The organism is Trujillonella humicola, from assembly GCF_046233715.1.
Taxonomy (GTDB): domain Bacteria; phylum Actinomycetota; class Actinomycetes; order Mycobacteriales; family Geodermatophilaceae; genus Trujillonella; species Trujillonella humicola.
This window is the reverse complement of sequence record NZ_JBJNRJ010000027.1, coordinates 16,326-41,995: the sequence shown is the minus strand read 5'-3', so window position 1 is coordinate 41,995 and position 25,670 is coordinate 16,326. Positions and strand designations below refer to the sequence as shown.

The following is a 25,670-nucleotide window of genomic DNA, read 5'->3' as shown; positions in this document are numbered from 1 at the left end:
CCGGCCGGGCCCGACCGGGGGGCCTCGGCCGCCGGGGCGCCAGGCCGCTCCCGTCGGCGCAGGTCATCGCCGGCAGCGCGCCGGTCTCCCGCTCGGTGCGCCCGACCGTCTCAGCCCGCGTGCTCGGCCGCGGCGGCGAGGTCGGCGAGGTCGCGGTCCAGCGCCTTCATCACCGACCGCCGCACGAGCGGACCGGTGACCGCCGCGAGCACCCGCGCCACGGCGGAGGACGGCGTGCCACCGAAGGTCATCCGCACGTCGGTGCCGCCGTCGGCCGCCTCGGCGAAGGCGCACGTCGAGACGTACCGGACGCCGGAGCTCTCCGCCTCGACCGTGTACCCGCGCCGCGGCTCGACCGCCGTCACGGTCATCTCCTCGGTCGCCGAGCGCCCCATCATCGTGCGCGTCTCCCGCCACCGGGTGCCCACGCCGAACGGCCCCGGCGTGAGCACCTCGACCGAGTCGATGCCGCTCATCACCGCCGGCGCCCCCGCCAGGTCCGTGGCCAGCGCCCACACCCGCTCCACCGGCGCCGCCACGTGCCGGGCGACCTCCACGTCCTCCACGTCGCGTCCTCCGTCGTCGGCCCCGTGCCGCACCAGCCTGGCAGCGGGTGCGACGGTGTCGCGAGCTCAGCCGTCGGCGAGTTCGGCAGCGGCCAGCCAGTCGGTCTCGACCCGGTCCTTCTCCGCGAGGACGGCGCGGAGCTGCCCGTCCAGCTCGGCCGCGCGGGCGTAGTCGGCCGCCGCGGCGGCGAGCTGCTCGTGCAGCCGCGCCTCGTCGGCCTCGAGCTTGGCCAGGCGCCGCTCCAGCCGGGCGGCCTCCTTCTTCGCCGCGCGGGCCTCGGCGGCGGTGGGCCCCGCCGGTGCGGCCGCCGGTGCGGCCGGGGCACCGGTGCCGGCGTGCCCGCCGGAGAGGGCGGCCTCGCCCGCGGCGCGACGGGCCAGGTACTCCTCGACCCCGCCGGGCAGGGCGGCCAGGGTGCCGTCGCCCATCAGCGCGACGACCGAGTCGCACACCCGGTCCACGAAGTAGCGGTCGTGGCTGACCACCAGCACCGTGCCGGCGAAGGAGTCGAGCAGGTCCTCCAGCGCGGTCAGCGTGTCGATGTCCAGGTCGTTGGTCGGCTCGTCGAGCACCAGCACGTTCGGCTCCCCCATGAGCAGCCGGAGCAGCTGCAGCCGGCGACGCTCGCCGCCGGAGAGGTCGCCCACCGGCGTCCACTGCCGGGACGCGGCGAAGCCGAAGCGCTCGGCCAGCGAGGACGCCGAGATCTCCTGGTTGCCCAGCCGGGCGACCCGGCTGATCTCCGACACCGCCTCGAGCACCCGCAGCCGCGGCGGCAGCTCGGTGACGTGCTGGGAGAGGTACGCCGGCGCGACGGTCTGCCCCTGCACCACCCGGCCGGAGTCGGGCTCGATCTCCCCGAGCAGCAGCCGCAGCAGCGTCGTCTTCCCGGCGCCGTTGACGCCGACGACGCCGATCCGGTCGCCGGGGCCGACGTGCCAGGTCAGGTCCCTGAAGAGGGTGCGCGGGCCGGCGGGGGTCTGCACCGCGTAGCCGACGTCCTCGACGTCGAAGACCGTCTTCCCGAGCCGCCGGGCGGCGAAGCCCTTCAGCGCCATCGTCTCGCGCGGCGGCGGCTCGTCGGCGATCAGCGCCTCGGCGGCCTCGATGCGGAACCGCGGCTTGCTGGTGCGCGCCGGCGGGCCGCGGCGCAGCCAGGCCAGCTCCTTGCGGACGAGGTTGAGCCGGCGCTCCTCGGTGACCGCGGCGACCCGCGCCCGCTCGGCGCGGGCCAGCGTGTACGCCGAGTAGCCGCCCTCGTAGGCGTGCACGTTCCCGTCGGCGACTTCCCACGTGGTGGTGCACACCTCGTCGAGGAACCACCGGTCGTGGGTCACGACCAGCAGCCCGCCGCTGCGCCGCTTGACGTAGTCGGCGAGCCACGCGACCCCCTCCACGTCGAGGTGGTTGGTCGGCTCGTCGAGGACGAGCAGGTCCAGGGGGCGGATCAGCTGGGCCGCCAGGGCCACCCGGCGCCGCTCACCGCCGGACATCGGCGCCACGGGGCTGTCCAGGCCGAGCCGGTCGAGCTCCAGACCGGCCAGCACGCTGCGCACCGCCGGGTCGGCGGCCCACTCGTGTTCCGAGGCGAACCGCGAGGCCGGCAGGACGACGTCGCGCACCGTCGTCCCCTCCGGGAGGGTCCCGGACTGGTCGAGCACCCCCATCGCCAGGTCGTTGCGGCGGGTGACCCGGCCGGAGTCGGGCTCCTCGACCCCGGTGAGCACCTCGAGCAGCGTCGTCTTCCCGCCGCCGTTGCGGCCGACGACGCCGATCCGCTCGCCGGCGGCGATGCCCAGGGAGACGTCGTCGAGCAGCACGGTGGTGCCGTGCGCCTTGGACACCCGCTCCAGGTTGACGAGGTTGAGGGGCGCGCTCATCGGCGGCTGCGGTCGCTGTCCATGTCCGCTCCAGTATCGCCGCTGCGTGTCCCCGCCCCCGGGCGGCGTCCCGAGCCGGCCGGGACCGCCGACCCTGGCCCCCGGGACACCACGAGGCCGAGGGTGTCCTCGCGGGGGCCGGAGGGGCCACCAGTCGCTCGCAAGGCACGCACAAGCGTGGCCCGGAGGCTCGCAGACACCGGCCTCCAGGCCGGCTCCCGCGAGGGAGACGCACACCACCCGCCTCCCGGCGGGCCAGCACCAGGAGGACGCCATGAGCACCGCCGTCGCCCACGCCGAGGACGCGCGGCACCCCACCCTGCCGGCGCGCGGGGCGGGCCGGCCGCGGCTGGTCGCGGTCCCGGACGCGCCGGTGACCGCCGCGGTCTGGTGGGCACGCATGGCCGACGCCGGCCCGGCGTCGGCGGAGCACTCGCTGGTGGCGGTGAACTCCGACCGCTTCGCCGACGGCACCCCGGTGGACATGACCGCGATCGAGTCGCAGGGCCGCCGCCCGTCCGGCTGGCTGGTCGACGTCCGCTACCGGGCCACCGACGGCACGGTCCGGCGGATCGACACGGCCGCGTCCCTGTCCGAGCTGTGCCCGCCGCTGTGGTTCGCCGAGCTGCACCACGCCACGAGCAACATCCCCGCGACGTCGCTGCTGGCCTTCGGCGGCCCGGCGTTCCGGCCGGGCGTGGTCGTGACCCCGCGGGAGGTCGCCGCCGCCGGTGTGCGGATGGCCGACCGGATCGGCGAGGTCCGCTGGTACAACCGCTCGGGCATCGTCGACACCGTGACCGTCGCGGCGGAGGTGCGCCGGCGGGGCATCGGGTCGGTGCTGGTCACCGCCGCCGAGGCGCTGCGGGTGCTCCGCGGGTGGGCGCCGCTGCGCAGCGACGGCCGGCTCACCGACGCCGGCGCGGCCTGGCTCGACGCCGCCCCGCCGGCCTGGCGGTCGCGCCTGGCCGAGCGCGTCGAGGCGCTGCCCGACGAGGACGCCGGGGACGCCGGCCCGACGGGGGTGGCCCGCCTGCTGAAGGACTTCTCCTAGGCCCTCTTTCCGCCGAAGTGGCCACGTCGGCGGAAAGAGGGCCTACGCCAGGCGGGTGACCTCGACCGTGACGGCGTGCCCCTCGCTGCCGGCGCCGGAGAAGATGCCGCGGAAGGGCGAGACGTCGCCGTAGTCCCGCCCGCGGCCCAGCGTCACGTGCCGGGCGCCGACCGCGGTGGAGTTGGTCGGGTCGTGGGCGCACCAGCCGCCGTCCCACCACTCGACCCAGGCGTGGCTCTCCCCGGTGACGGTCTGCCCGATCGCGGCGTCGCGCTCGGGGTGCAGGTAGCCGGAGACGTACCGCGCGGGCAGGCCGACGGCGCGCAGCATGCCGACGGTGACGTGGGAGATGTCCTGGCAGACGCCCTTGCGGTGGCGCCACGCCTGCATCGCCGTCGTCTTCACGTGGGTGGCGCCCGACAGGTACTCCATGTGCTCGCGCACGTGGCGGCACAGCGCGGCGGCGGCCTCGTGCGGCGGCTGGTCCCCCGCGACGGCACGGGCCTGCTCCACCACCTCGTCGTCGACGGCGGTCAGCGGCGTGGGCCCCAGGAGCTCGCCGTACCGGTCGCGCACCTCGGCGCCGCGCAGCACCGCCCAGCCGACGTGCTCGTGGGCGGTCGGCTCGGGGCCGGCCTCGACGATGGACGTCCCGGTGACCACCAGCTCCTCGTGCGGGGAGTGCAGGTCGAACGCGGTCACCGTGGAGCCCCAGTAGTCCCGGTAGGCGGAGGCGGTCGCGGCGGGCTCGATCTCCACGCGGGAGCGCAGCGTCGTCTGCCGGCTGCTGTTCTCCGGGGTCAGCCGCGCCTCGTTGTAGGAGGAGCGCACCGGGCCGGCGTAGGAGAACCGGGTGCGGTGCACGACCTGCAGCCGCCAGCGGGACGGCGACGTCCGCGTGCCGGGCGGCTGCTGCTGGGTCTGCTGCTGGGCCGTCATGCGACCCCCTCCGGCACCCACACCTGCGGCGCCTGCTCGGTGAAGAACCGCTCGCTGACCGCGGCGCTGGCCGCCGAGCAGGTGCGCTGCAGCTCCTCCAGCCGGGCGGGCAGCCGGGACAGCAGCTCCGGGGGGCTCATGTACTCCAGCAGCGTCCGGGCCCGCCCGACGATGCGGTGCGCCTCGCCGGCGACGCCGATGCGGGTCGCGTCGCGGACGGTGCTGCGCTCCAGCTCCACCAGGCAGCTCTCGGCCTGGTCCAGGGCGGCGAACACCGAGCGCGGGAACAGCCGGTCCAGCAGCAGGAACTCCGCGGCCCGGCTGGAGTCGACCACCCCGCGGTAGGTGCGCAGGTAGGGCTCGTAGGCGCCGGTGGAGCGGAGCACCAGCGTCCAGGACGGCGCAGCGTCCCCGGCCAGCACCCGGGTCGAGATGATCCGTGCGGTCATGTCCACCCGCTCCAGCGAGCGGCCGAGGACGAGGAACAGCCAGCTCTCGTCGCGGCTCATCGTCGAGTCGGCCAGGCCGAAGACCATCGCCGAGCGCTCGCGGACGAACCGGAACAGCGAGTGCGGCCCGTAGCGGCGGGCCATCGTGCGCTGCTGGGGGAGAGCGTTGTGCGTGACGTTCAGCGACTCCCAGATCTCGCCGGACAACACCTCCCGGGCGCCGCGGGCGTTCTCCCGTGCCGCCGACAGCGCGCCCACGATCGAGCCGGGGCTGTCGCGCTCGAACGCGAGGGTGGCCAGCACCCGCTCGGTGTCGGCGTCCTCCGGCGCGCAGGGCGCCCCCATCAGCGCGAGCAGGTTGGCGCAGGCGCGCCGCTCGTCGATCCACGGGTCCTCGACCAGCCGCTGGGTGTGCACGTCGAGGATCCGGGCCGTGTCGTCGGCGCGCTCGACGTAGCGGCCGATCCAGAACAGCGACTCGGCGATCCGGCTCAGCACGGCGTCCCCCCGCCCGGACCCGCCGAAGTGGCCACTCCGGCGGACTGCTGTTGCTGCTGGGACTGGCCGACGACGGTGTCGTTCAGCGGCCCGGGGTCCTGCGCGGGCGGGTCGTCGGGCAGGTCGGCGGCGGTGAACTCGATGCGGGTCAGCTCCGGCACCTCCTCGGGCTCGCTCGCCGGCCGGGGCGGGCTGAGCACCCAGGTGTCCTTGGAGCCCCCGCCCTGGCTGGAGTTGACGACCAGCTCCCCCTCGGGCAGCGCGACCCGGGTCAGCCCGCCGGGCAGCACCCACACCCGGTCGCCGTCGTTGATCGCGAACGGGCGCAGGTCCACGTGCCGCGGTGCGATCCGGCCGCCGATCAGGGTGGGGCAGGTCGACAGGCCGATCGGCTTCTGCGCGATCCAGTCCCGTGGGCGGGCGCGCACGGTGGCGGTGAGGTCGGACAGCGTCCGCTCGTCGGCCCGCGGGCCGATGACGATGCCCTTGCCGCCGGAGCCGTCGACCGGCTTGAGCACCAGCTGGTCGAGCCGGTCGAGCACCCACCGGGTCGTGTCCTCGTCGTCGAGCCGGTAGGTGTCGGCGTTGGCCAGCAGCGGCTCCTCGCCCAGGTAGTACCGGATCAGGTCCGGCACCCAGGTGTAGAGCAGCTTGTCGTCGGCCACCCCGTTGCCGACGGCGTTCGCGATGGTCACCCGCCCGGCGCGCGCCGCGTTGAGGACGCCGGCGCAGCCGATCACCGAGTCGGGGCGGAAGTGCACCGGGTCGAGGAACTCGTCGTCGATCCGGCGGTAGACGACGTCGACGCGGCGCTGCCCGTCCGTCGTCCGCATGCTCACCTGGTTGCCGGCGCACACCAGGTCGCGGCCCTCCACCAGCTCGACGCCCATCTGGCGGGCCAGCAGGGCGTGCTCGAAGTAGGCGGAGTTGTAGACGCCCGGGGTGAGGACGACGACGGTCGGGTCGGCGACGTTGGCCGGCGCCGAGGCCTTGAGCGCGGCCAGCAGGCGCGTCGGGTAGTCGTCGACCGGCTGGATGCGGTGGTCGGCGAACAGCTCGGGCAGCACCTGGCTCATGGCCGCGCGGTTGGTGATCACGTAGCTGACGCCCGAGGGCGAGCGCAGGTTGTCCTCGAGCACCCGGAAGTCGCCGGCCTCGTCGCGGACCAGGTCGATGCCCGACACGTGCACGCGCACCCCGTTGGGCGGGACGACGCCGTGCGCCTGGCGGTGGAAGTGCGCGCTGGTGGTGACGACGCTGCGCGGCACGATGTCGAGCGGGAAGGGCTGCTCCTCGCCGGCGTGGGCGAAGGTGACCCCGGCGTCGCGGTAGGTCTGGGAGAGCAGGTCGGCCCGGGCGGAGAGCTCCTCCCCCGCCATCGGTTGCAGCGCGGCGAACAGCCCGGCGTAGGGCTGTCGCGGCGAGCCGGGGCTGCCGAACATCTCGTCCCACTGCTGCCCGAGCGGGTACCCGTCGAAGAGGTCCGCCATGGCCGGGACCGTAGTTCCACCGTGTGTCCCGCGCGTTTCGAGACCGTCGACCCCTTTCCTCGACGAGATCTGCACACTCGACGCCATCAGCGGCTGATGGTGACGAGTGTGCAGATCTCGTCGCGTCAGGTGGCGGTCGCGAGGCCCAGCCAGGGCACCAGCGCGCCGTCGGAGAGCAGCCGGCCCACCCGGCCCGACTGCTCCTGCGCCTCCGCCCACGCGGGGTCGTCCCCGTGCCGGCGCTCGACCTCGGCGTCGACGGCGTCGGCCCGCTGCGACCACTCCGGCGGGCTGTCGGAGAGGTCGGCGCGACCGGTGCGCTCCAGCCGCAGCCCGGCGCCGGCCAGCAGGCCGGTGAGCTCCTCCTCGGAGGGGAATACGTTGCCCTCCGGCAGCGGCGGCGGCAGCGGCCGGACGGCGACGAAGACCAGCAGGCCGACCCGCCCGCCGGAGCGCACCACCCGGCGCAGCTCGGCCAGGGCGGCGGCCTTGTGCGGCGTCGTGCAGAGCACGCCCAGGCACCAGGCGGCGTCGAACGCCCCGTCGCCGAACGGCAGCTCCTGGGCCGTCGCGACCACCGAGGGCAGGCCGAACAGCCGCGCCGACGCGCGCACCGCCTCGGCCATCGGCTCGGCGCAGACCGGGCGCACGCCGCGCTCGGCGGCCAGCCAGCCGGCGGGGCCGCCGACGCCGGCGCCGTCGTCCAGCACCCGGGCGCCGGGCCGCAGCGCGAGCCCGTCGGCGAGCCAGCGCAGCGCACCCTCGCTGCCGCTCCCCCGGCAGCCGGCCGGGATCGCGTGGTCCGGGCCGAGCGCCCGCACCGCCTCCTCGGTCCACCCGGCGACCGTGCCGAACTCGGCCTCCATCGCCTCGGCCTCGAGCTCAGCCACCGTGCCCCTCCCTGATCCGTGCCGCGACCTCGGCCTTGACCTGCGCCCCGGCGTCCTCCCCGCCGGCCGACGCCAGGCCGGAGAGGTTCACCCCGGCCACCCCGTCGATCTCGAGCAGCGCCCGGGCCTCGGCGACGGCGGCGGCGATGCCCGCCTCCCGCGGGTCGGGCGCGGCCAGCACCTGCTCGACCACGTCGTCGTCCAGGTACAGGCCGGGGAATCGCTGCAGCACCCGGGCCGAGCGCTCGTCGGTGTAGACGGCGACCGCGGCCAGGAACGGCAGCGTGGCGCCGGCGGCGCGCGCGGCGGCGGCGAAGCGCGCGACCTCGCCCGGCGTGCGCACGTGGTTGAGCACGCAGACCTGCGCCCCGGCGCGCTGCTTCTGCGCCACGCGGGCCGGCCGCAGGTCGACCGGCGGCGCCGCCGGCGACTCGGGGACGGCGACGGCCAGCCCGGCGGACGCGGCGAGCGCGGCCAGCCGGGGCCCGTCGAGGTCGAACACCTGGGTGGCGCCGGGGCGGACGCCGGGGCCCCGGGCGTCGCCGGTCACGCACAGGACGCCGTCCACCCCCAGCGCGGCGAGCGCGGCCACCTCCTGCTCCAGCACCACGCGGTTGCGGTCCCGGCAGGCCAGCGTCGTCCACAGCCGGCCTCCGGCGGCCTGCACCTCCGCGGCGAACAGGGCGGGCGGGAAGTCGGGCCGGTTGGCGTGCTCGCCGATCAGCAGGCCGTCGGAGACCGGGCCGACCACGCCGACCACCCGGCGCAGCGAGCCGGGGTCGTACGGGACGACGGTGAGGTCGGTCAGCACGACCGGCCGAGTGCGGGCGGTATCGAGCAGGCTGCCCGGGCGCGGCGCCGGGGCGGGTGACGGCTCGACCGGCCAGGACACCGGCGGCTCCCCGACGAAGACGCAACGGTGCTCGGCGACCTCGCACCCCTCGTCGGGCCGCACGCCACCGCACGGGCCGAAGACCATCCGCTTGGGGCAGCCCTCCCGGGGCGGGAGGTCGGCGAGCAGCGGCGAGGGCACGCCCCCACCCTGGCCATCCCCGGCGAGATCTGCACAGTGGACGGCATCAGACCCTCATGCTGACGAGTGTGCAGATCTCGTCGAGAGGGACGGCGGGAACAACTCCGCGCCCATCCGCGCTAGGGTGGACCATAGATAGTTGAGCTCTCAACTCAAGGAGGCAGCGATGCCCGCCATCACCGTCGAGGACACCACCGTCCTGCCCCGCGTCCCCGCGCCCGCTCCCGGCACGGTGCGCCGCCGGGTCCGCTCGGTGACCACGGCGCCGTCCGGCTTCGAGGGCGAGGGCTTCCCGGTCCGCCGCGCCTTCGCCGGCGTGGACCTGCGCGACCTGGACCCGTTCATCCACATGGACCAGATGGGCGAGGTCGAGTACGCGCCGGGCGAGCCCAAGGGCACCTCCTGGCACCCGCACCGCGGCTTCGAGACCGTCACGTACATCATCGACGGCACCTTCGAGCACGCCGACTCCCACGGCGGCGGCGGCACGATCAGCAACGGCGACACCCAGTGGATGACCGCCGGCGGCGGCGTCCTGCACATCGAGAAGCCGCCGGAGGCGCTGGTCGTCAGCGGCGGCCTGTTCCACGGCCTGCAGCTGTGGGTGAACCTCCCGCGGGCGCAGAAGTGGGTCGAGCCGCGCTACCAGGACCTGCGCGCAAACGAGGCGGTTCTGCTGGCCAGCCCGGACGCCGGCGCGTTCCTCCGGGTCATCGCCGGCGACGTCGCCGGGCACTCCGGCCCGGGCAGCACCTACAGCCCGATGGCGATGGTGCACGCGACGATCGCCCCCGGCGCGACCCTCGACCTGCCGTGGCGGCCGGACTTCAACGCGCTGGTCTACGTGCTCTCCGGTGCCGGCGCGGTGGGGCCCGACGGGCAGCCGGTCCGCACCGGGCAGCTCGCCGTCTTCGGCCCCGGCGACACCATCACGATCAGCGGCGCCCAGCGCCAGGAGTCGCGGACGCTGGCCCTGGACGTCGTCGTCCTCGGCGGGCTGCCGATCCGCGAGCCGATCGCCATGTACGGGCCGTTCGTCATGAACACCCGGCAGGAGGTCATGGACGCGTTCACCGACTTCCAGGCCGGCCGGCTCGGGTCCGTCCCGGCACAGCGGGTTCCGCACGGCGACGTCCGCGGTGAGACTGGGCAGGCTCCGCAGGCCTGACGACGAGGAGCCAGCGCCATGAGCAACCTGGACCGCCGCCGGCCCCGTGCTCGACCTGCTGCCGGCCAAGGAGGTGCCGCTCGGCGAGAGCACCCGCGTGCGCCGGCTGCTGCCCACCCTGGGCCGGCGGCTGGTCGGGGCCTGGGCCTTCGTCGACCACTACGGCCCGGACGACGTCGCGGCCGGCCCGGGCATGCAGGTCGCGCCGCACCCGCACACCGGGCTGCAGACCGTCTCCTGGCTGCTCCAGGGGCGGGTGCACCACCGCGACTCGCTCGGCAGCGACGTCGAGTTCGGGCCCGGCGAGCTCGCGCTGATGACCGCCGGGCACGGCATCTCCCACTCGGAGCAGTCGCCGGTCGAGCACCCGCGCTACCTGCACGGCGCCCAGTTGTGGGTGGCCCTGCCCGACGCCGCCCGCGACACCGCACCCGCGTTCGAGCACCACGCCCGGCTGCCCGGGTTCACCTCCGACGGGCTGACCGCGACCGTGCTGATGGGCTCGCTGGGCGGCGCGACCTCGCCGGGCACCGCGCACACCCCGCTGCTCGGCGTCGACCTGGACCTGGCCGCCGGGGCCGACGTCGAGCTGGCGCTGGAGCCGGACTTCGAGCACGCCCTGCTCGGCGCCTCCGGCGGGGCCGACGTGGAGGGCGCACCGCTCGGCCACGGGCAGATGCTCTACCTGGGCACCGGCCGGCGCTCGGTCCGGATCCGCACGGGGGAGGCGGCGAGGCTGCTGCTCCTCGGTGGTGAGCCCTTCGACGAGAAGCTGGTCATGTGGTGGAACTTCGTCGGCCGCTCCGGCGAGGAGATCGCCGCGTTCGCCGAGCAGTGGAACGCCGACGACGGCCGCTTCGGCACCGTGGTCGGCTACGACGGCGACCGGCTGCTCACCCCGGCGCTGCCACCGGTCCCCCTCAAGGCCCGCGGCCGGGAGCGCTAGCGCACGAACCCCCTGCCCCCCTGCGGGGGCCGGACCGACCCGAAGGAGACCTCCGTGACCGTCGAGCCCCGGTACCTCGAGTTCGTCGCCGGCCGGAAGTGGGGCGTGCTGGCCACCGTCAAGGGGGATGGCCGGCCGCAGCTGTCCAACGTCGGCTACGCCTACGACGCCGACCGGCAGCTGTTCCGGGTGTCGGTGACGGCCGACCGGGCCAAGACGCGCAACCTGGAGCGCGACCCCCGGGTGACGCTGCACGTCTCCTCGGACGACTTCTGGAGCTGGGTGGCCGTCGAGGGCACCGCGGAGCTGACCCCGGTCGCCGCCGCGCCGGACGACGCCACGGTCGAGGAGCTCGTGGCGTACTACCGCGGCGTCAGCGGGGAGCACGACGACTGGGACGACTACCGCGCCGCGATGGTCCGCGACCGCCGGCTCGTCGTCCGCTTCCGTCCCGAGCACGCGTACGGCCAGCTGCGGTGATCCGGGACGGCGCCGCCCGCGGCGCCGTCCCGTGCCACCTCACTCCTCCGGCGGCAGCTGCATCACCGAGAACGCGGCACCCCACGGGTCCGCCACGACGGCGAAGCGGCCGTAGGGGCTGTCCTGCGCGGGCATGAGCACCTTCCCGCCGCGCGCCTCGACCGTGGCCACCGTGTCGTCGGTGTCGGAGACCGCGAAGCAGGCCGACCAGCCCGTCGGCAGGTCGGCCTGGGCAGGCCCGAGGCCGCCCAGCGGCCGCTCGCCGGTGGCGAAGGTGGCGTAGCCGCCCATGTCGGGTATCTCGTCGAAGCGGAACCCGAAGACGCGGGAGTAGAACTCCTGCGCCGCGGCGACGTCCTCGACCGCGGCCTCCTCCCAGGTCAGGGACCCGGGTTCGTTGACGACGCGGACGCCGGTGTGCTCGCCGGCCTGCCACAGGCCGAAGGCGTGGCCGGCCGGGTCGGCGGCGATCACCATCGTGCCCATCGGCCCGACCTGCATAGGCTCGACGACGACGGTGCCGCCCGCGTCCCGGATGGTGCCGGCGGTCGCGGCCGCGTCGTCGGTGGCGAAGTAGACGGTCCAGCCGGGCGGGTCCTCGCCGTTCATCAGCGGCCCCAGGCCGGCCGCCGGGCGGCCGCCGTGCTCGGCGTTCAGGTAGCCGCCGTACTCCGGATCGCCGCCGGACCAGCTCCAGCCGAACAGCGACCCGTAGAACTCCTTCGCCGCATCGACGTCTCTGGCGCCGTAGTCGATCCAGCACGGCGTGCCGGCCGGCCACGCGGTGTCGCGAGTGGGCATGGCTCCTCCTCGGGTGTGGGGGAGGTCACCGTGCCACCGCCGTACGACGGTTTCCCAGGGGCGGCTGCGCGCTAGAAGCGCCCGCCGCCGCTGCGCCGCCCGCCCCCGCCGCTGCTGCGCCGACCGCCACTGCCGCCGAAGCTGCCGCCGCTGCGGCGGCCCGACCCGCCGAAGGAGCCGCCGCGCCGGTGCCCGCCGCCCCCTCCGCCGAACAGGATGCCGCCGAGCACCAGGCTGCCCAGATCGGGGCCGCGGCCGTAGGCGGGCCCGGCGAAGCCGCCGCCGAACCCGCCGCCGCCGTACCCGGCCCCTCCGCCGTAGCCGCCGGAGTTCCACCTCGACACGTCGGACTGCGCCCGCTGCAGCGCCTGGACGGCGAGCGCCTCGGCCTGCTGGGCCTCGCGCACCGCCGTCACCGGGTCGCTGCCGCCCTGCTGCGTCGCCGCGTCGAGGTGCCGCTGCGCCTCGGCCAGCCGGGTGCGCGCCTCGGGGCCGACGGCGCCGCGGCGGGTCGCGATGAAGTCCCCGGCCGCCGCGATCGCCGAGCGGGCGTTGAGCAGCGCCGGGTCCAGCGCCGCGGCCGCGCGGCGGGCCCGGGCCTGCGCGTCGCGGGCCACCGACAGCGCCTGCTCCAGCGCGATGTCGGCCTCCTCCAGCCGGCGCAGGGCGGTGAACGGGTCGGGCAGCGCCCCGCCGCCGGTGGCCATCGCCTCGTCGGCCGCGGCCAGGCCGGCCTCGGCGCGGGCGATCTGCGGCCGCAGACCGCTCTCGTCGCCGGCCGCCACCAGCGCCCGCGCCTCGGCCAGGTCCTGCTCGGTGTCGGCGCGCACGGCCGGGATGCGCTGCACGGCCGCCTCGAGGTCGGTGGCCAGCCGGCCGATCGCATCGAGAAGCTGGCCGGTCTGCACCACCGCGTCCTCGGCGGCGCGCAGGTCGCCGACCGCGGCACCAGGTGCACCGGCGTCCAGCGCCGCCCGCGCCTCACCCACCTCGGTCTCCGCCGCGGCCAACCGGGCCCGGGCCTGCTCGAGGTTGTCCTCCACGGGGGCCAGCGCCGCCGGCGCGTAGCGGCGCTGCAGTTCGGCCATCCGCTGCGCGTCGGCCGGCATCCGGCCGTGCAGCGCGGTGATCCGCGGGCCGAGGGCCTCCAGCGCCTGGGGCGCGTTCTTCTCCAGGTCGCGCAGCTCGTCGAAGGCCTCGGCCTGCTCGTCGAGCCGCGCGTCGGCCGCCGAGGTCAGCTGCAGCATCTCGGCGAGCATGGCGCGCGTGGTCGGCTCGTCCTCCGGGATCTCGTCGTCCAGCTCCTGCCGCAGCGTGAAGGCGCGGGTCAGCTCCTGCCGCGACTGCGCGAGGGCCTCGGCGAACCCGGCGACCGCCTCCTCGCCGTACTGCAGCCGGGCGAAGTCGAGGTCCAGCTGCGAGGTCTTCACCGCCTCGTCCAGCTCCAGCAGCGCGGTGCTGGCCCGGGCCTGGAGCTCCTCGGTCGGCACTCCGGCGTGCGGGTCCGGGCGCTCGAGCCGCTGGACTGGGGGCCCGGCCGCCGCCCGCCGCCTGCGCCGCGAGCGCGACACGAGGTAGGCCCCGCCGCCCACGGCCGCGATGCCGCCGACCACCGCCAGCGTGCCCACCCCGGTGCCGCCGCCGTCCCCGCCCAGTCCCTCGGCCATCGCCACGGCGGCGCCGGCCCAGTCGTCCTCGGACAGCCGCGGCTCGACGTCCTCGCGCAGGATCTCCTGGATCCGGCTGTCGGAGAACTCCGACGACTCGTCCACCGACACCCCGTAGCGCCGGTCCCCGACCGCGACGGCCAGCAGGACGTCGTCCAGACCCAGGCCGGAGGCGATCGCGGTCTCGTCGGACCACTGCGGGCCGGCGAGCCCGTCGAAGCTGTCGACGTAGACGACGAACAGCTGCACGTTCTCGTCGGCGGCCAGCTGCTGCAGCGCCTCCTCGACCTGCGCCTCCTCCCCGCCGTCGAGGACGTCGGCACGGTCGGTGAGCTGCCCGGGGACGTCGAACGGCGGCTCGGCGTGGGCGGCCGGCCCGGTCAGGACCACCGCACCGGCGACGGCGAGGACGGCGGACAGGCGGCGGAGGACCACGACGGCGACCCTACCCAGGCGGAACGGGTCCGAGGCGGTTCGGCCGGGGCGCGGGCGAGGGGTCGGGAGCCGCCGGCGCGGGTAGGGCGCGGCAGAACGCGTGCCCCACCACCGAGTTGGAGACGACATGGCCGACCAGTCCGACCGCATCCCCGCCGCCGACCTCCCGCCGGGTGCGGTGCGCCGCGTGGGCGACTGGGCCGTGGGCAACCGCGGCGGCAGCTACTTCGCCGTCTCGCGGCGCTGCCGGCACCAGCTCGCCGACCTCTCCGACGGCGAGCTCGACGCCGAGGGCTGCCTGGTCTGCCCCTGGCACCAGAGCCGCTACGACGTCCGGACCGGGGAGATGGTGACCGGGCCGCGGGGCTTCCTCGGCTACCACGGGCCGACGCCGGGGTACACGCAGTTCGTCCGGGGCTACGCCAGGCACCTGAGGCTGCGGGTGCGCCGGGCCCTGCGCCGCGGCGACGACGTCGTCCTCGAGTAGCCCTCAGGCGTCGATCCGGCGGCGCCCCTCGAACGCGCGGCCCAGCGTGACCTCGTCGGCGTACTCCAGGTCGCCGCCGACGGGCAGGCCGCTGGCCAGCCGCGACACCGCCAGCCCCATGGGCGCGACGAGCCGGGCCAGGTAGGCGGCCGTGGCCTCGCCCTCGAGGTTGGGGTCGGTGGCGATGATCAGCTCGGTCACCTGGCCGTTCATCAGCCGGGTCATGAGCTCCTTGACCCGCAGGTCGTCGGGGCCGACGCCCTCGATCGGGCTGATCGCGCCGCCGAGCACGTGGTACCGGCCGCGGAACTCCCGGGTGCGCTCGATGGCGACGACGTCCTTGGGTTCCTCGACGACGCAGATGACGTCCTCGGTGCGCCGCGGGTCGCGGCAGATGCGGCACTGCTCGCCCTCGGCGACGTTGAAGCACGTCGCGCAGAAGCGGACCTCGGCCTGAACCCGCTGCAGGGCGGCGACGAGCCGGCCGACGTCGGCGGACTCGGCCGCCAGCAGGTGGAAGGCGATGCGCTGCGCGCTCTTGGGCCCGACGCCGGGGAGGCGGCCGAGCTCGTCGATGAGGTCCTGGACGGCCCCCTCGTACACGGGATGACTCCTGTCGGTGCTCTGCGGGTGCCCGGCTCAGGCGCCGGGCAGCCCCAGCCCGCCACCGAGGCCCCCGGCGAGGGGTCCCATGCGGCCGGCGGCCAGCTCGTCGGCGGCCCGCCTGGCGTCGCGGACGGCGGCCACCACGAGGTCCTGCAGCGTCTCGAGGTCGTCGAGGTCGACGGCCTCCGGCGAGATGGTGACGGCGGTCAGCTCACCGCCGCCGGTCATCGTCGCGGTGACCAGGCCGCCGCCGGCCGAGCCGGTCACCTGCTCGTTCGCCAGCTGCTCCTGGGCGGCGACCAACTGCTGCTGCATCTGCTGCGCCTGCTGCATGAGCTGCTGCAGGTCGGGGGCGCCTCCGGGGAACATGCGTCGAGGGTAGGCCCGCGGGACGACGTCCGTGGCAGGCTCGGGCCCGTGCGGCGTGCCGGGGCGGGGGCGGTCCTCGTCGGCCTGCTCCTCGCCGGGTGCGGCGGTGCCCCGGCGGACGCGGGGTCGCCCGCCTCGTCGTCGCCGTCCGCGTCCTCGGTTCCCGCGTCCGCCCCGCGGCTGCCGCCGGTCGCCGGCACCGTGCCGCCGGCGACGACCGCCCCGCCGTCCCCGTCGCTCGTCCCGCCGGCACCGGTCCCCGCACCGGTCGTCGTGCTCGACCCCGGGCACAACGGCGGCAACGCCGCCGCGCCCGGTGTGGTCGGCGCCCCGGTGCCCGACGGTGCCGGCGGCACGAAGGCCTGCAACACCACCGGCACCGCCACCGACGCCGGCTACCCGGAGCACGCCTTCACCTGGGACGTCGCGCTGCGCACCCGCGACCTGCTCTCCGCGGCCGGCGTCGAGGTGGTGCTCACCCGCGCCGACGACACCGGGGTCGGCCCCTGCGTCGACGCCCGCGGGGCGCTGCCCGGGCGGGTCGGCGCGGCGGCGTTCGTCGGCATCCACGGCGACGGCGCCGCGGCGGCGGGCCGGGGATTCCACGTCATCACCTCGTCGCTGGACGCCGCCGGCCCGCAGGTCGCGGCCGGCACCGACGCGCTCGCCCTCGCGCTGCGCGACGCGCTCCTCCCGGTCGTCCCGCCCGCGATGTACGCCGGGGCCGGCGGCCTGGACGACCGCCCGGACCTGGCCGCCCTCAACCTGGCGACCACACCGGCCGTCTACGTCGAGTGCGGCAACATGCGCAACCCGGCCGACGCCGCGCTGATGAGCGACCCGGCCGGCCGGCAGGCCCTCGCCGAGGCCCTGGCGGCCGGGGTGCTCACCTTCCTCGGCCGGTGACCGTCACTCCTCGATCGGGCGGGCACCCAGCTGGGCGCGGAGCAGGGAGAGCGCGGCCTGCTCGGGGTCCACGGCCGGCGCCGGTTCCCGGTCGTCGGAGACCTCCGCCTCGCGCTCGGCCATGAGCTCGCGGGCCTCGGCCGCCTCGGCGGCGCGCTGCGCCTCGCGGACGGCCTCGCGGTCGACCGCCGGCGCCCGGCCCGGGGCGGCCGGTCGGCCGGCCCCCTCGACGACCGCCTGCACCTTCCAGCGGACCCCCAGCAGCTCGTGCAGCGCCGTCCGGACGATCTCCTGGTTCAGCTCGTCGCCGAGCATCTTGGCCAGGGCCGGCGAGGTCATCGCCAGGTGCAGGGTGCCCCCGGCCAGGTCGTGCACCTGCGCCGACTTGAGCAGCGCCTCGGTGGTGCGCTTGTGCTTGCGGACGACGGCGAGCAGCTCGGGCCACACCCGCCGCACGTCGGCCGTGGTGAGGTCGCTGCCCGACGCGGGCCCGGCGCCGTCGGGAGGGTTGGCCGACACCACCGGCGTGGGCTCCCCGCCGCGCGGGGCGGGCGCGGACTCCGCGGCCGCCCGCGGCGGTGCGGTCTCGCGGGGAGCGCCGACCCGGGCCGCGGCGGCGCGGGCGGCCGCCGGCTCGGCCGGGTGCGGCCAGTCCTCGTCGTCGGTCGGCTCGGGCGGCAGGGGGATGTCGGGCTCGTCGGTCGCGGCCCGTCGACTCGGGGTCTCCTCGGCCGGAGCCGGGGCCGGGGCCGGGGCCGGGGCTGCGGCCGGCGCCGGCGGGGCGGCGGTCGCCGGCCGGGCGGCCGACCCGGGTCGTGCCGTCTCCGGCCAGTCGTCGTCGGCGGCGGCGGCCGGGGCGGGCGAGGCCGGCTCCGGCGCGGACGGCGGCCGCGCGGCCGGCGCCGCGTCGGGGGCCGGGTCGGCACGGCCCGGAGCGGACGGCGCGGACGGCGCGGACGGCGCAGCCGGCGAGGCGGGCGCAGCCGGAGCCGGCGCGGCCGCCTGCGACCTGCGGACGAACTCGCGGCGCGGTGCGCCGGCGGGGGCGGGCGGGGCGGGCGCCTCGGCGGCCGCCCGGACCGGGGCCGTTCCGGGCGTCTCCCGCACCGGTGCCTGCTGCGGCGGGGCCTCGGCAGCGGGGCGGCCGGCGTGCTCGCCGGCGATGGACAGCCGCCGCTCGATGCGCTCGAGCCGCTGCAGCGTCGCAGCGGCCGCGTCGTCGGTGGCAGGCAGCAGCATGCGGGCGCAGACGAGCTCGAGCAGCAGCCGCGGCGCCGTCGTCCCCCGCATCTCGGTGAGCCCGGCGTGCACCGTGTCGGCCATCCGCGACAGCGTCGCCGAGCCCAGCGCGCGAGCCTGCGAGCTCATCAGGTCCAGCCGGTCGGGCGGGCAGTCGAGCAGGCCGTTCCCGCCGGCCTCGGGCACCGCGTCGAGCACGATGAGGTCGCGCAGCCGGTCGAGCAGGTCGGTGGCGAACCGGCGGGGGTCGTGTCCGGCCTCCACCACGCGGTCGACCGCCCGGAAGACGCCCGGCGCGTCGGAGGCCGCCAGCGCGTCGATGGTCTCGTCGAGCAGCGCGTCGTCGGTGACGCCGAGCAGCCCCACGGCCGACGCGTAGGTGACGCCCTCAGGGCCGGCGCCGGCCAGCAGCTGGTCCAGGATCGACAGCGAGTCGCGCACCGAGCCGCCACCGGCGCGGACCACGAGCGGGAACACGGTCGGCTCGACGGTGACGCCCTCGGCGGCGCAGGTGCGCTCCAGCAGCCCGCGCAGCGTCGACGGCGGCACCAGCCGGAACGGGTAGTGGTGGGTGCGCGAGCGGATGGTGGGCAGCACCTTGTCCGGCTCGGTCGTGGCGAAGACGAAGACGAGGAACTCCGGCGGCTCCTCCACCACCTTGAGCAGGGCGTTGAAGCCCTGCGTGGTGACCATGTGCGCCTCGTCGACGATGTAGACCTTGTAGCGGCTGCTCACCGGCGCGAAGAACGCGCGCTCGCGCAGGTCGCGGGCGTCGTCGACGCCACCGTGGCTCGCCGCGTCGATCTCGATCACGTCGAGCGAGCCGGGGCCGTCGGGTGCCAGGGCGACGCAGGAACCGCAGACGCCGCACGGGGTCGAGGTGGGGCCCTGCTCGCAGTTCAGCGAGCGGGCGAGGATCCGTGCCGAGGAGGTCTTGCCGCACCCGCGCGGGCCGCTGAAGAGGTAGGCGTGGTTGATCCGGCCGCCGTCGACGGCGTTGACCAGCGGCGCGGTGACGTGCTCCTGCCCGACCACCTCGGCGAAGGTCGCCGGGCGGTACTTCCGGTAGAGCGCCAGAGCCACGGACGCAGGTTACGTGGGGGCAGTGACGACGAGGCGCACGCGCTGGGGACGTCGGACACGGGCGCTGCCGCCCGCGGACCGCTCTGCGGCCGGTCTCGCCGACGGTGCCGGCCCGATCCCGCCGGCGTCGTCGGGAGACCACCGGCGAGGTGACACCGGAGAAGACGAGGACCCCCCGCGCACCCGCCAGAGCCCGCTTATCCTTGCTGCCTTCCGGCCCTGGGGAGGTTCACAGGATGACGCCGCACGAGGGGTCGGTGCCCATCGTAGAGGAAGTCGGTCGAGCTCCGACGACGCCGCCCCCTACGCTGGCCGCATGACGCCCCGGCGCGACCTCGCGCTGCCCCCGCCGCGCTCCTGACCCGGAGCGCCGCGCACCGCTGACGCCCGCCGGCCGCGTGCCGGCGGGCCGCCCGCCCCATGCTCCGGACCGCCGTCCGCCGACCCGGAACCGTCCAGGAGCGTCATGTCCACCCCTTCCTCCGCCGCGTCCACGCGCGGCGCCTCCCCCGCCGCGGCCCTCCGGCACCCGGCCTCGCGCCGCGGCTTCCTGCTCGTCGTCCTCGCCGCGCTGTGCTGGGGGACGTCGGGGCTCAGCGGCCGGGTGGTCGCCGACCGCAGCGACCTCTCCGCACTCGACATCGCCTGGTGGCGGCTGGCCATCGGCGCCGTCGTGCTGCTGGCCGCGTGGGGGCTCACGGCCCGGCGTCGCGCCACGACCGTCGCGGTCACCCGGCCGGTCGCCGTCCGGCTGGCCCTCGTCGGCGCCGGGCTGGCTGCCTACCAGCTCGCCTACTTCAGCGCGGTCGCCCGGGCCGGGGTCAGCATCGCGACCCTCGTCGCGCTGGGCCTGGCACCGCTGCTCATCGCCGTGGGCGCGGCCCTGCTCGGGCACGGCCGGCCCAGCCGGACGACGGTCGCGGCCCTGGTCGTCGCCGTCGCCGGCCTGACCCTCCTGGTCGGGGTGTCGGCGGGCGCGGACCGCGGGACCGCCGTCCTGCTCGGCACGCTGATGGCCTCCGGGTCGGCACTGGGGTACGCGGTCGTCACGCTGGCCGGCGGCGGCGTGCCCGCCGGCGTCCCGGTGACGCTGGTCGGCTTCGGCGGCGGCGCGCTGCTGCTCACCCCGGCGGTGCTGGCCGCCGGGATCGCCGTCCCGACCGACCCGGTCGCCGTCGCGGTCCTGCTCTACCTCGGGTTCGTGCCCAGCGCGCTGGCCTACGGCCTGTTCTTCACGGGCGTGCGCACGGTGCCCGGCGCGGTCGCGTCGATCGTGACGCTGCTCGAGCCGCTGACCGCCACGGCGCTGGCCACGGCGTTCCTCGGCGAGCGGCTGGCGCCGGCCGCGGTGGCCGGCGGGCTGCTGCTCCTGGCCGCCGTCGCCGGCCTGTACCTGCGGGAGCTGGGCCGCGCGCCGGAGGCCGACGGGCGGCTGTGAACGCGACGGGCCCCCGGCTGGACGCCGGGGGCCCGTCGCAGGTGCGGAGGATGGGAGATTCGAACTCCCGAGGGGTTGCCCCCAACCCGCTTTCCAAGCGAGCGCCATAGGCCACTAGGCGAATCCTCCCGTGCGCCCAGACTACCGGGCGCGGCCGCGACGGTCAGCCGCGGCTCCCGCCCGGGCGGCCGGCGCCGGTCCCCGCCACCTGGCGACCTCGATCGCGACCGTGGGAGGCTCCGCCCACCGCATGCCCGGGGTTGAGGCACGGGCGCGGGGGAATGGCAGGCCGGTCGTGGTCGAGCGACGGCCGCGGGGCAGGAGTCTGGGAGGCGCGTCATGGGTGCAGCGGAGCCACGACCGGAGGTCGTCGACGCCATCGTCGCGGTGCTCAAGGGGGCCGACCCGGCGGGCCTGCCGGCCGGCGCGACGGCCGAGGAGAAGCAGGTCGCCAAGGACCGCTACCTCACCGAGTTCGCCGCCGAGCGGAGCAAGCGGGACCGCCAGACGCAGGCCTGGGAGCTCCTCCTCACCCGCAGCTACGACGAGCCGCCCACCTGGGAGACCCTGTTCGACGACCTCTCCCCCGAGGCCGTCGAGGAGCTGGGCACCCTGTACGACGCGCTCCCCGCCGGGGCCCAGGAGGAGTACACCCGGCGCTTCGGTGTGCCCAGCACCGTCTGAGCACGTGCGACTCGGGGCGATGCGCGGGTAGGGAGCGCCTGTGCAGGTCGTCGGACCGGGACACCTGGTCTCGGGGCGGTATCGGTTGCTCGCGCAGATCGCGGGCGGTGGCATGGGCACGGTCTGGCGTGCCCGCGACGAGCTCCTGGGCCGGCAGGTGGCCGTCAAGCAGATCGTCCCGCCGGCCGGCGCGGACGAGGACCTGGTCGACCAGCAGCGCCAGCGGGCGCTGCGCGAGGGGCGGATCGCCGCCCGGCTCAGCCACCCGCACGCGATCTCGGTCTACGACGTCGCCACCGACGGCGGCTCGCCGTGGCTGGTCATGGAGTACCTGCCCTCCCGCAGCCTCGCGCAGGTGGTCGGTGACGACGGTCCGCTGCGCCCCGACCAGGTCGCGCAGATCGGCGCGCAGGTGGCCGACGCGCTGGCCGCCACGCACTCGGCCGGCATCGTGCACCGCGACGTCAAGCCGGCCAACGTGCTCGTCGGCCGGGGCGGGGACGTCGAGGGCCTGGTCAAGATCACCGACTTCGGCATCTCCCACGCGATCGGCGACGTGACGCTGACCCAGACCGGCCAGCTCACCGGGACGCCGGCCTTCCTGGCACCGGAGGTCGCCCAGGGAACGGAGATGAGCGAGGCCAGCGACGTGTTCTCGCTCGGCGCCACGCTCTACACCTGCCTGGAGGGCCAGCCCCCGTTCGGCATGGACGACAACGCCCTGCGGCTGCTGCACCGCGTCGCGGGAGGCGGGGTGCGCCCGCCCACCCGGGCCGGGGCGCTCACCGCGCCGCTCATGGAGATGCTCGGCGACGACCCGGCGGCACGGCCGACCATGGCGGAGGTCCGCGACCGGCTCGCGCGGCTGGCGGCCGGCCGGGACGGCGATCCCACCACCGTGCTGCTGGCCCGCACCGACCTCCGCTCCTCCTCCGGCCGGTCCCCGACGTCGTCCCTCCCGGGCGCAGCCGTCGTGCCGGCCGGCTCCCCGGCGGGGACCCCCGCCCCGGCCGCCCCGGCGGCGGATCCCCCACCGCCCGCCCCGCAGACCCCCGCGCCCCCGGCGGGGCGCGCTCCGGTGCCGCCCCCGCCGCGCACGCTCGCGACGCCGGCCCCGGCGGAGTCCCCGGCCGCCGAGGAGCCCGACGCCGGGCGGCCGCCACCGGCGGCCTCCGACCCGGGGCCGTCGGGGACGCCGCCGTCCGGCCCGCCCGCTGCGGCCGGCCGCCGCCGGCGGTGGCCGCTGCTGGTGGCCGGGCTGGTCCTGCTGCTGCTCCTCGGTGGCGGGGTCACGTGGCTGGCGTCCGGCCCGGACGGCGACGGCGGTGCCACCGCCGACCCACCCGCCTCGTCGGCCACGCCCTCGTCGGAGGACCCGGACGCCCCGCAGGGGACCGGCGACGAGGACGCGCCCGCATCCCCGGGAGAGGGCACACCCGACCCCCCGACGCCGGCGGAGAGCACGCCCACGACGTCGCCGCCCGCCGCCCCGGCCGAGCCCGCCGAGGAGGTGCGGCAGATCCTCGAGCAGTACTACGCGCTGCTGCCCGGGGATCCCGAGAGCGCCTACGAGCTCACCGGCCCCACCCTGCGGGCGCAGGTGGGCTACGGCTCCTACTCCGGGTTCTGGGGGACGTGGGCGGAGGCGAACCTGCTCGGCGTCCGCGACGTGGCCGTCGACGGCGACCGCATCACCGCGACCACCGAGGTGGAGTTCCTCCGCTCCGGCGAGCGGCAGGTCGAGACGCACGCCGTGACGTTCGTCCGCGCCGACGACGGACGGCTGCTCGTCGACCTCGACGTGGCGGTCTGACGCCGCCCGGACGTGACCGATCGGTCACGTGTCGTGGGCCGATCGTTACAGAACGGCGCCGGAGCAGCCGATAGTTTGGGAGACGCCCCGGTCCGCCGGTGCTCCCGCTGCCGGAACGGACTGATGAACGTGCTCCTGCTCGTCCCACTGCTCGTGGTGGGCGCTTCGATCCTCGTGCTGTGGCGCCCCGGCACCGGCCGGCGGGGCACCGGCCCGGCCGCAGCCCGCGGCCGCCGCGCCCGGACGGCCGTCGCCGCCCTGGCCGCAGCCCTGACCCTGGTCCTGGCCGTCCCCTCGCCGGCGCTGGCCGAGGAGCCGCCGGCCGGGGGGCCGGCCACCGAGCCGCCGTCGACGTCGTCCTCGAGCTCCGCACCCGACGAGGTGGACGGGACCGCGCCCACGACCGAGGCCGACCCCCCGGCCACCGGCGGGGTGCAGCCGGCTCCGGCCGAGCCCGCGGACGACGGGAGCGGGACGGGAGTCGCGCCGACCACCTCGCCACCGGAACCGGCGGAGCCCGCGGCCGAGGAGCCGGACCCGTGGACGGTCACCGACCCGACGGTGTTCGGCGTGGGCGACTCGCTGTTCCACCAGTGCGGGTCCTCGCTGGGCGTGCCGGACCGGTCGCTGGGCATGGTCGGCTGGTGGGGCGGCACCACGACGGACCTGCGGCTGCGGCTCACCACCGCCTCGGGCACGTGGCCGTTCACGACCGAGCCCTCCCACGCCGAGGAGCTGCGCGACTTCCGCGCCGCCGGCACCTGGGTCATCGGCCTGGGGACCAACGACGTCCGCTTCCTCGGTCTCGGGGAGTACCGGGCCAACGTCGAGTGGTTCCTGCAGCAGTCCGCCGGCCGTCCCGTGCTGTGGCTCGACGTCCACAACGCGGGCCACCCGGCCGAGGTGGCGGCGTTCAACGCCGTCCTGCACGACGCGGCGACGCGGTGGCCGAACCTGCGGGTGCTGCCGTGGAACCGGTTCGTCGCCGAGCACCCCGGCGCGGTGGCGGCCGACGGCGTCCACCTGTCCGGGTACGACCTCGGCTGCCGGCAGGGCCGGTTCGCGCTCGTCCGCGCAGCCCTGCCGCAGGTCGCGGGCTCCCCGGACCCGTCCCCACCGGTGGCGGAGCCCGCCCCCGCGACGGGAGCCGCCGCCGCGGTGTCCGAGCGCGCGGCGGTCGCCGGCGGGGCGCTGGGGAGCCCCACCTCCGGGCTCGTCTGCGGCCTCAAGGACGGCGGCTGCCTGCAGACCTACACCGGCGGCGTCGTCACCTGGTCCGCGGGCACCGGAGCGCACGCCCTGACCGGCCGGTTCGCCGAGACGTGGCGGGCCAACTCCGCCGACCTCGGACCGCTGGGGTACCCGGTCGCCGAGGCCGTGTGCGGCCTGCCGCAGGGCGGCTGCCGCCAGGAGTTCCGCGGCGGCACGATGCTGTCGTCACCGGCCGGCGGCACCTGGTTCGCCTTCCACCCGCTGCTCGCCGCGTGGACGGCCGCGGGCGGGCCCGCCGGCGAGCTCGGCTACCCGACGTCGAACTCCTCGTGCGCCCTGCGCGGCGGCGGCTGCTACCAGTCCTTCCAGAGCGGCAGCATCCACTGGTCCCCGGCCACCGGCGTGCACGTCTCGCGCGGGGCCATCGCGCAGCGGTGGGCGGCCTCCGGCTGGGAGACCGGCCGGCTGGGCTACCCGACCAGCGGGATCGCCTGCGGCCTGCGCGGCGGCGGCTGCTACCAGTCCTTCCAGGGCGGCACCGTCCACTGGTCCCCGGCCAGCGGCGCGCACATCACCTCCGGGGCGATCCACCAGCGCTGGGCCGCGCACGGCTGGGAGACCGGCCGGCTGGGCTACCCGATCGGCGAGGTGACCTGCGGCCTGCGCGAGGGCGGCTGCTTCCAGACCTTCCAGGGCGGGGTCGTCCACTCGTCCCCCGCCACCGGCGCCCAGGTCACCTGGGGCGCGATCCACCAGCGGTGGGCCGCCCAGGGGTGGGAGACCGGCCGGCTGGGCTACCCCACCAGCGGCGAGAACTGCGGCCTGCGCGGCGGCGGCTGCTACCAGATCTTCCAGGGGGGCACCGTCCACTGGTCCCCGGCCAGCGGTGCGCACGTGACGTGGGGAGCGATCCACCAGCGGTGGGCCGCCCAGGGGTGGGAGACCGGCCGGCTGGGCTACCCCACCAGCGGCGAGCACTGCGGGCTGCGCGGCGGCGGCTGCTTCCAGACCTTCCAGGGCGGGATCGTGCACTGGTCCCCGGCCACCGGCGCCCAGATCAGCTGGGGTGCCATCTACCAGCGCTGGGCCGCCTCCGGCTGGGAGACCGGCCGGCTGGGCTACCCCACCAGCGGCGAGCACTGCGGGCTGCGCGGCGGCGGCTGCTTCCAGACCTTCCAGGGCGGGGTCGTCCACTGGTCGCCCGCCAGCGGCGCCCACGCGACCTGGGGTGCGATCCACCAGCACTGGGCGGTGCAGGGCTGGGAGACCGGCCGGCTCGGCTACCCGCTGGGCGGGGAGTACGCGGTCCGCGGCGGCTGGGCGCAGCGGTTCCAGGGCGGGACGGTCAGCTGGGTCGACGGCCGCATCCGCTGAGGCCACCGACGACGACGGCGGCGCCTGCCCGGGCTCGAACCCGGGCGGACGCCGCCGACGATCCTGCTGGCGGTGGCGGTGGGATTTGAACCCACGGAGGCTTGCACCTCACCCGCTTTCGAGGCGGGACCCTTCGGCCGCTCGGACACGCCACCACAGGAG

The 25,670-nt window shown here is 76.6% G+C and carries 22 protein-coding genes, 2 tRNA genes and 1 other RNA gene; 10 read left to right on the top strand and 15 right to left on the bottom strand.

The window, feature by feature from the left end; genetic code table 11:
- Nucleotides 1-110: 110 nt before the first annotated feature.
- Both ACK586_RS14675 and ACK586_RS14670 read right to left on the bottom strand, forming a co-directional pair.
- Nucleotides 111-566 carry an SRPBCC family protein gene (locus ACK586_RS14675; RefSeq protein WP_409331229.1) on the bottom strand — a complete coding sequence of 152 codons (456 nt, stop codon included), beginning with the start codon at nt 564-566 and terminating at the stop codon, nt 111-113.
- A gap of 66 nt (nt 567-632) precedes the next feature.
- Nucleotides 633-2,447 carry an ABC-F family ATP-binding cassette domain-containing protein gene (locus ACK586_RS14670; RefSeq protein ID WP_409331228.1) on the bottom strand — a complete coding sequence of 605 codons (1,815 nt, stop codon included), beginning with the start codon at nt 2,445-2,447 and terminating at the stop codon, nt 633-635.
- Between the two features lie 274 nt (nt 2,448-2,721).
- Between ACK586_RS14670 and ACK586_RS14665 the strand changes: the two genes are divergently transcribed.
- Entirely contained in the window at nt 2,722-3,501 is a 780-nt protein-coding gene (locus tag ACK586_RS14665; RefSeq protein ID WP_409331227.1) for a hypothetical protein, read from the top strand.
- Between the two features lie 42 nt (nt 3,502-3,543).
- On the opposite strand, the gene ACK586_RS14660 is transcribed toward ACK586_RS14665, so the two are convergent.
- From ACK586_RS14660 to ACK586_RS14640, 5 genes are all read right to left on the bottom strand, one after another.
- A complete protein-coding gene (locus ACK586_RS14660; RefSeq protein ID WP_409331226.1) occupies nt 3,544-4,440 on the bottom strand; it encodes a transglutaminase family protein in 897 nt (298 codons plus the stop codon).
- On the bottom strand, nt 4,437-5,387 hold the full coding sequence (locus ACK586_RS14655) for an alpha-E domain-containing protein (protein WP_409331225.1): 951 nt from the start codon (nt 5,385-5,387) through the stop codon (nt 4,437-4,439). The genes ACK586_RS14660 and ACK586_RS14655 overlap by 4 nt, the downstream gene beginning before the upstream one ends.
- The gene (locus ACK586_RS14650) at nt 5,381-6,877 is read right to left on the bottom strand and encodes a circularly permuted type 2 ATP-grasp protein (RefSeq protein ID WP_409331224.1); all 1,497 of its coding nucleotides are present in this window, start codon (nt 6,875-6,877) and stop codon (nt 5,381-5,383) included. Before ACK586_RS14650 ends, ACK586_RS14655 begins: the two co-directional genes overlap by 7 nt.
- 125 nt (nt 6,878-7,002) lie before the next feature.
- Complete coding sequence (locus ACK586_RS14645) at nt 7,003-7,767, bottom strand: class I SAM-dependent methyltransferase (RefSeq protein ID WP_409331223.1); 765 nt, start codon at nt 7,765-7,767, stop codon at nt 7,003-7,005.
- Nucleotides 7,760-8,800 (bottom strand): methylenetetrahydrofolate reductase C-terminal domain-containing protein, encoded by a 1,041-nt coding sequence (locus ACK586_RS14640; protein WP_409331222.1) that lies wholly within the window; start codon nt 8,798-8,800, stop codon nt 7,760-7,762. Before ACK586_RS14640 ends, ACK586_RS14645 begins: the two co-directional genes overlap by 8 nt.
- A gap of 166 nt (nt 8,801-8,966) precedes the next feature.
- On the opposite strand from ACK586_RS14640, the gene ACK586_RS14635 reads away from it, so the two are divergent.
- The 3 genes from ACK586_RS14635 to ACK586_RS14625 are packed head-to-tail and all read left to right on the top strand — an operon-like array spanning nt 8,967 to nt 11,394.
- On the top strand, nt 8,967-9,968 hold the full coding sequence (locus ACK586_RS14635; protein ID WP_409331221.1) for a pirin family protein: 1,002 nt from the start codon (nt 8,967-8,969) through the stop codon (nt 9,966-9,968).
- A gap of 46 nt (nt 9,969-10,014) precedes the next feature.
- On the top strand, nt 10,015-10,914 hold the full coding sequence (locus tag ACK586_RS14630) for a pirin family protein (RefSeq protein WP_409331220.1): 900 nt from the start codon (nt 10,015-10,017) through the stop codon (nt 10,912-10,914).
- A gap of 54 nt (nt 10,915-10,968) precedes the next feature.
- A complete protein-coding gene (locus tag ACK586_RS14625; protein ID WP_409331219.1) occupies nt 10,969-11,394 on the top strand; it encodes a PPOX class F420-dependent oxidoreductase in 426 nt (141 codons plus the stop codon).
- Nucleotides 11,395-11,433: 39 nt separating this feature from the next.
- On the opposite strand, the gene ACK586_RS14620 is transcribed toward ACK586_RS14625, so the two are convergent.
- Together ACK586_RS14620 and ACK586_RS14615 are read right to left on the bottom strand one after the other, a co-directional pair.
- Nucleotides 11,434-12,195: a VOC family protein gene (locus ACK586_RS14620; RefSeq protein WP_409331218.1), complete on the bottom strand. Its 762-nt coding sequence runs from the start codon at nt 12,193-12,195 to the stop codon at nt 11,434-11,436.
- 71 nt (nt 12,196-12,266) lie between these two features.
- Complete coding sequence (locus ACK586_RS14615) at nt 12,267-14,297, bottom strand: TPM domain-containing protein (RefSeq protein WP_409331217.1); 2,031 nt, start codon at nt 14,295-14,297, stop codon at nt 12,267-12,269.
- A gap of 127 nt (nt 14,298-14,424) precedes the next feature.
- On the opposite strand from ACK586_RS14615, the gene ACK586_RS14610 reads away from it, so the two are divergent.
- Entirely contained in the window at nt 14,425-14,784 is a 360-nt protein-coding gene (locus tag ACK586_RS14610; RefSeq protein WP_409331216.1) for a Rieske (2Fe-2S) protein, read from the top strand.
- Between the two features lie 3 nt (nt 14,785-14,787).
- Here ACK586_RS14610 and recR read toward each other — a convergent pair whose 3' ends face one another.
- Together recR and ACK586_RS14600 are read right to left on the bottom strand one after the other, a co-directional pair.
- The gene (gene recR, locus ACK586_RS14605; protein ID WP_409331215.1) at nt 14,788-15,387 is read right to left on the bottom strand and encodes a recombination mediator RecR; all 600 of its coding nucleotides are present in this window, start codon (nt 15,385-15,387) and stop codon (nt 14,788-14,790) included.
- A gap of 36 nt (nt 15,388-15,423) precedes the next feature.
- Nucleotides 15,424-15,759: a YbaB/EbfC family nucleoid-associated protein gene (locus ACK586_RS14600; protein ID WP_409331214.1), complete on the bottom strand. Its 336-nt coding sequence runs from the start codon at nt 15,757-15,759 to the stop codon at nt 15,424-15,426.
- Nucleotides 15,760-15,807: 48 nt separating this feature from the next.
- Between ACK586_RS14600 and ACK586_RS14595 the strand changes: the two genes are divergently transcribed.
- Nucleotides 15,808-16,665: an N-acetylmuramoyl-L-alanine amidase gene (locus tag ACK586_RS14595; RefSeq protein WP_409331213.1), complete on the top strand. Its 858-nt coding sequence runs from the start codon at nt 15,808-15,810 to the stop codon at nt 16,663-16,665.
- 3 nt (nt 16,666-16,668) lie between these two features.
- On the opposite strand, the gene ACK586_RS14590 is transcribed toward ACK586_RS14595, so the two are convergent.
- Both ACK586_RS14590 and ffs read right to left on the bottom strand, forming a co-directional pair.
- On the bottom strand, nt 16,669-18,987 hold the full coding sequence (locus tag ACK586_RS14590; protein ID WP_409331212.1) for a DNA polymerase III subunit gamma and tau: 2,319 nt from the start codon (nt 18,985-18,987) through the stop codon (nt 16,669-16,671).
- 163 nt (nt 18,988-19,150) lie between these two features.
- Nucleotides 19,151-19,246, bottom strand: an RNA gene (ffs, locus tag ACK586_RS14585) — signal recognition particle sRNA small type.
- A gap of 207 nt (nt 19,247-19,453) precedes the next feature.
- On the opposite strand from ffs, the gene ACK586_RS14580 reads away from it, so the two are divergent.
- Entirely contained in the window at nt 19,454-20,425 is a 972-nt protein-coding gene (locus ACK586_RS14580) for a DMT family transporter (RefSeq protein WP_409331211.1), read from the top strand.
- A 44-nt stretch (nt 20,426-20,469) separates the two neighbouring features.
- Here the strand turns inward: ACK586_RS14580 and ACK586_RS14575 are convergent.
- Nucleotides 20,470-20,554, bottom strand: a tRNA-Ser gene (locus ACK586_RS14575).
- Between the two features lie 210 nt (nt 20,555-20,764).
- Between ACK586_RS14575 and ACK586_RS14570 the strand changes: the two genes are divergently transcribed.
- From ACK586_RS14570 to ACK586_RS14560, 3 genes are all read left to right on the top strand, one after another.
- Nucleotides 20,765-21,109, top strand: coding sequence for a hypothetical protein (locus tag ACK586_RS14570; protein ID WP_409331210.1), 345 nt, complete (start codon nt 20,765-20,767; stop codon nt 21,107-21,109).
- 40 nt (nt 21,110-21,149) lie between these two features.
- Nucleotides 21,150-22,922, top strand: coding sequence for a serine/threonine-protein kinase (locus ACK586_RS14565; RefSeq protein WP_409331209.1), 1,773 nt, complete (start codon nt 21,150-21,152; stop codon nt 22,920-22,922).
- Nucleotides 22,923-23,045: 123 nt separating this feature from the next.
- Nucleotides 23,046-25,508: a hypothetical protein gene (locus tag ACK586_RS14560; protein ID WP_409331208.1), complete on the top strand. Its 2,463-nt coding sequence runs from the start codon at nt 23,046-23,048 to the stop codon at nt 25,506-25,508.
- A gap of 67 nt (nt 25,509-25,575) precedes the next feature.
- Here ACK586_RS14560 and ACK586_RS14555 read toward each other — a convergent pair.
- Nucleotides 25,576-25,663, bottom strand: a tRNA-Ser gene (locus ACK586_RS14555).
- Between the last annotated feature and the right edge of the window lie 7 nt (nt 25,664-25,670).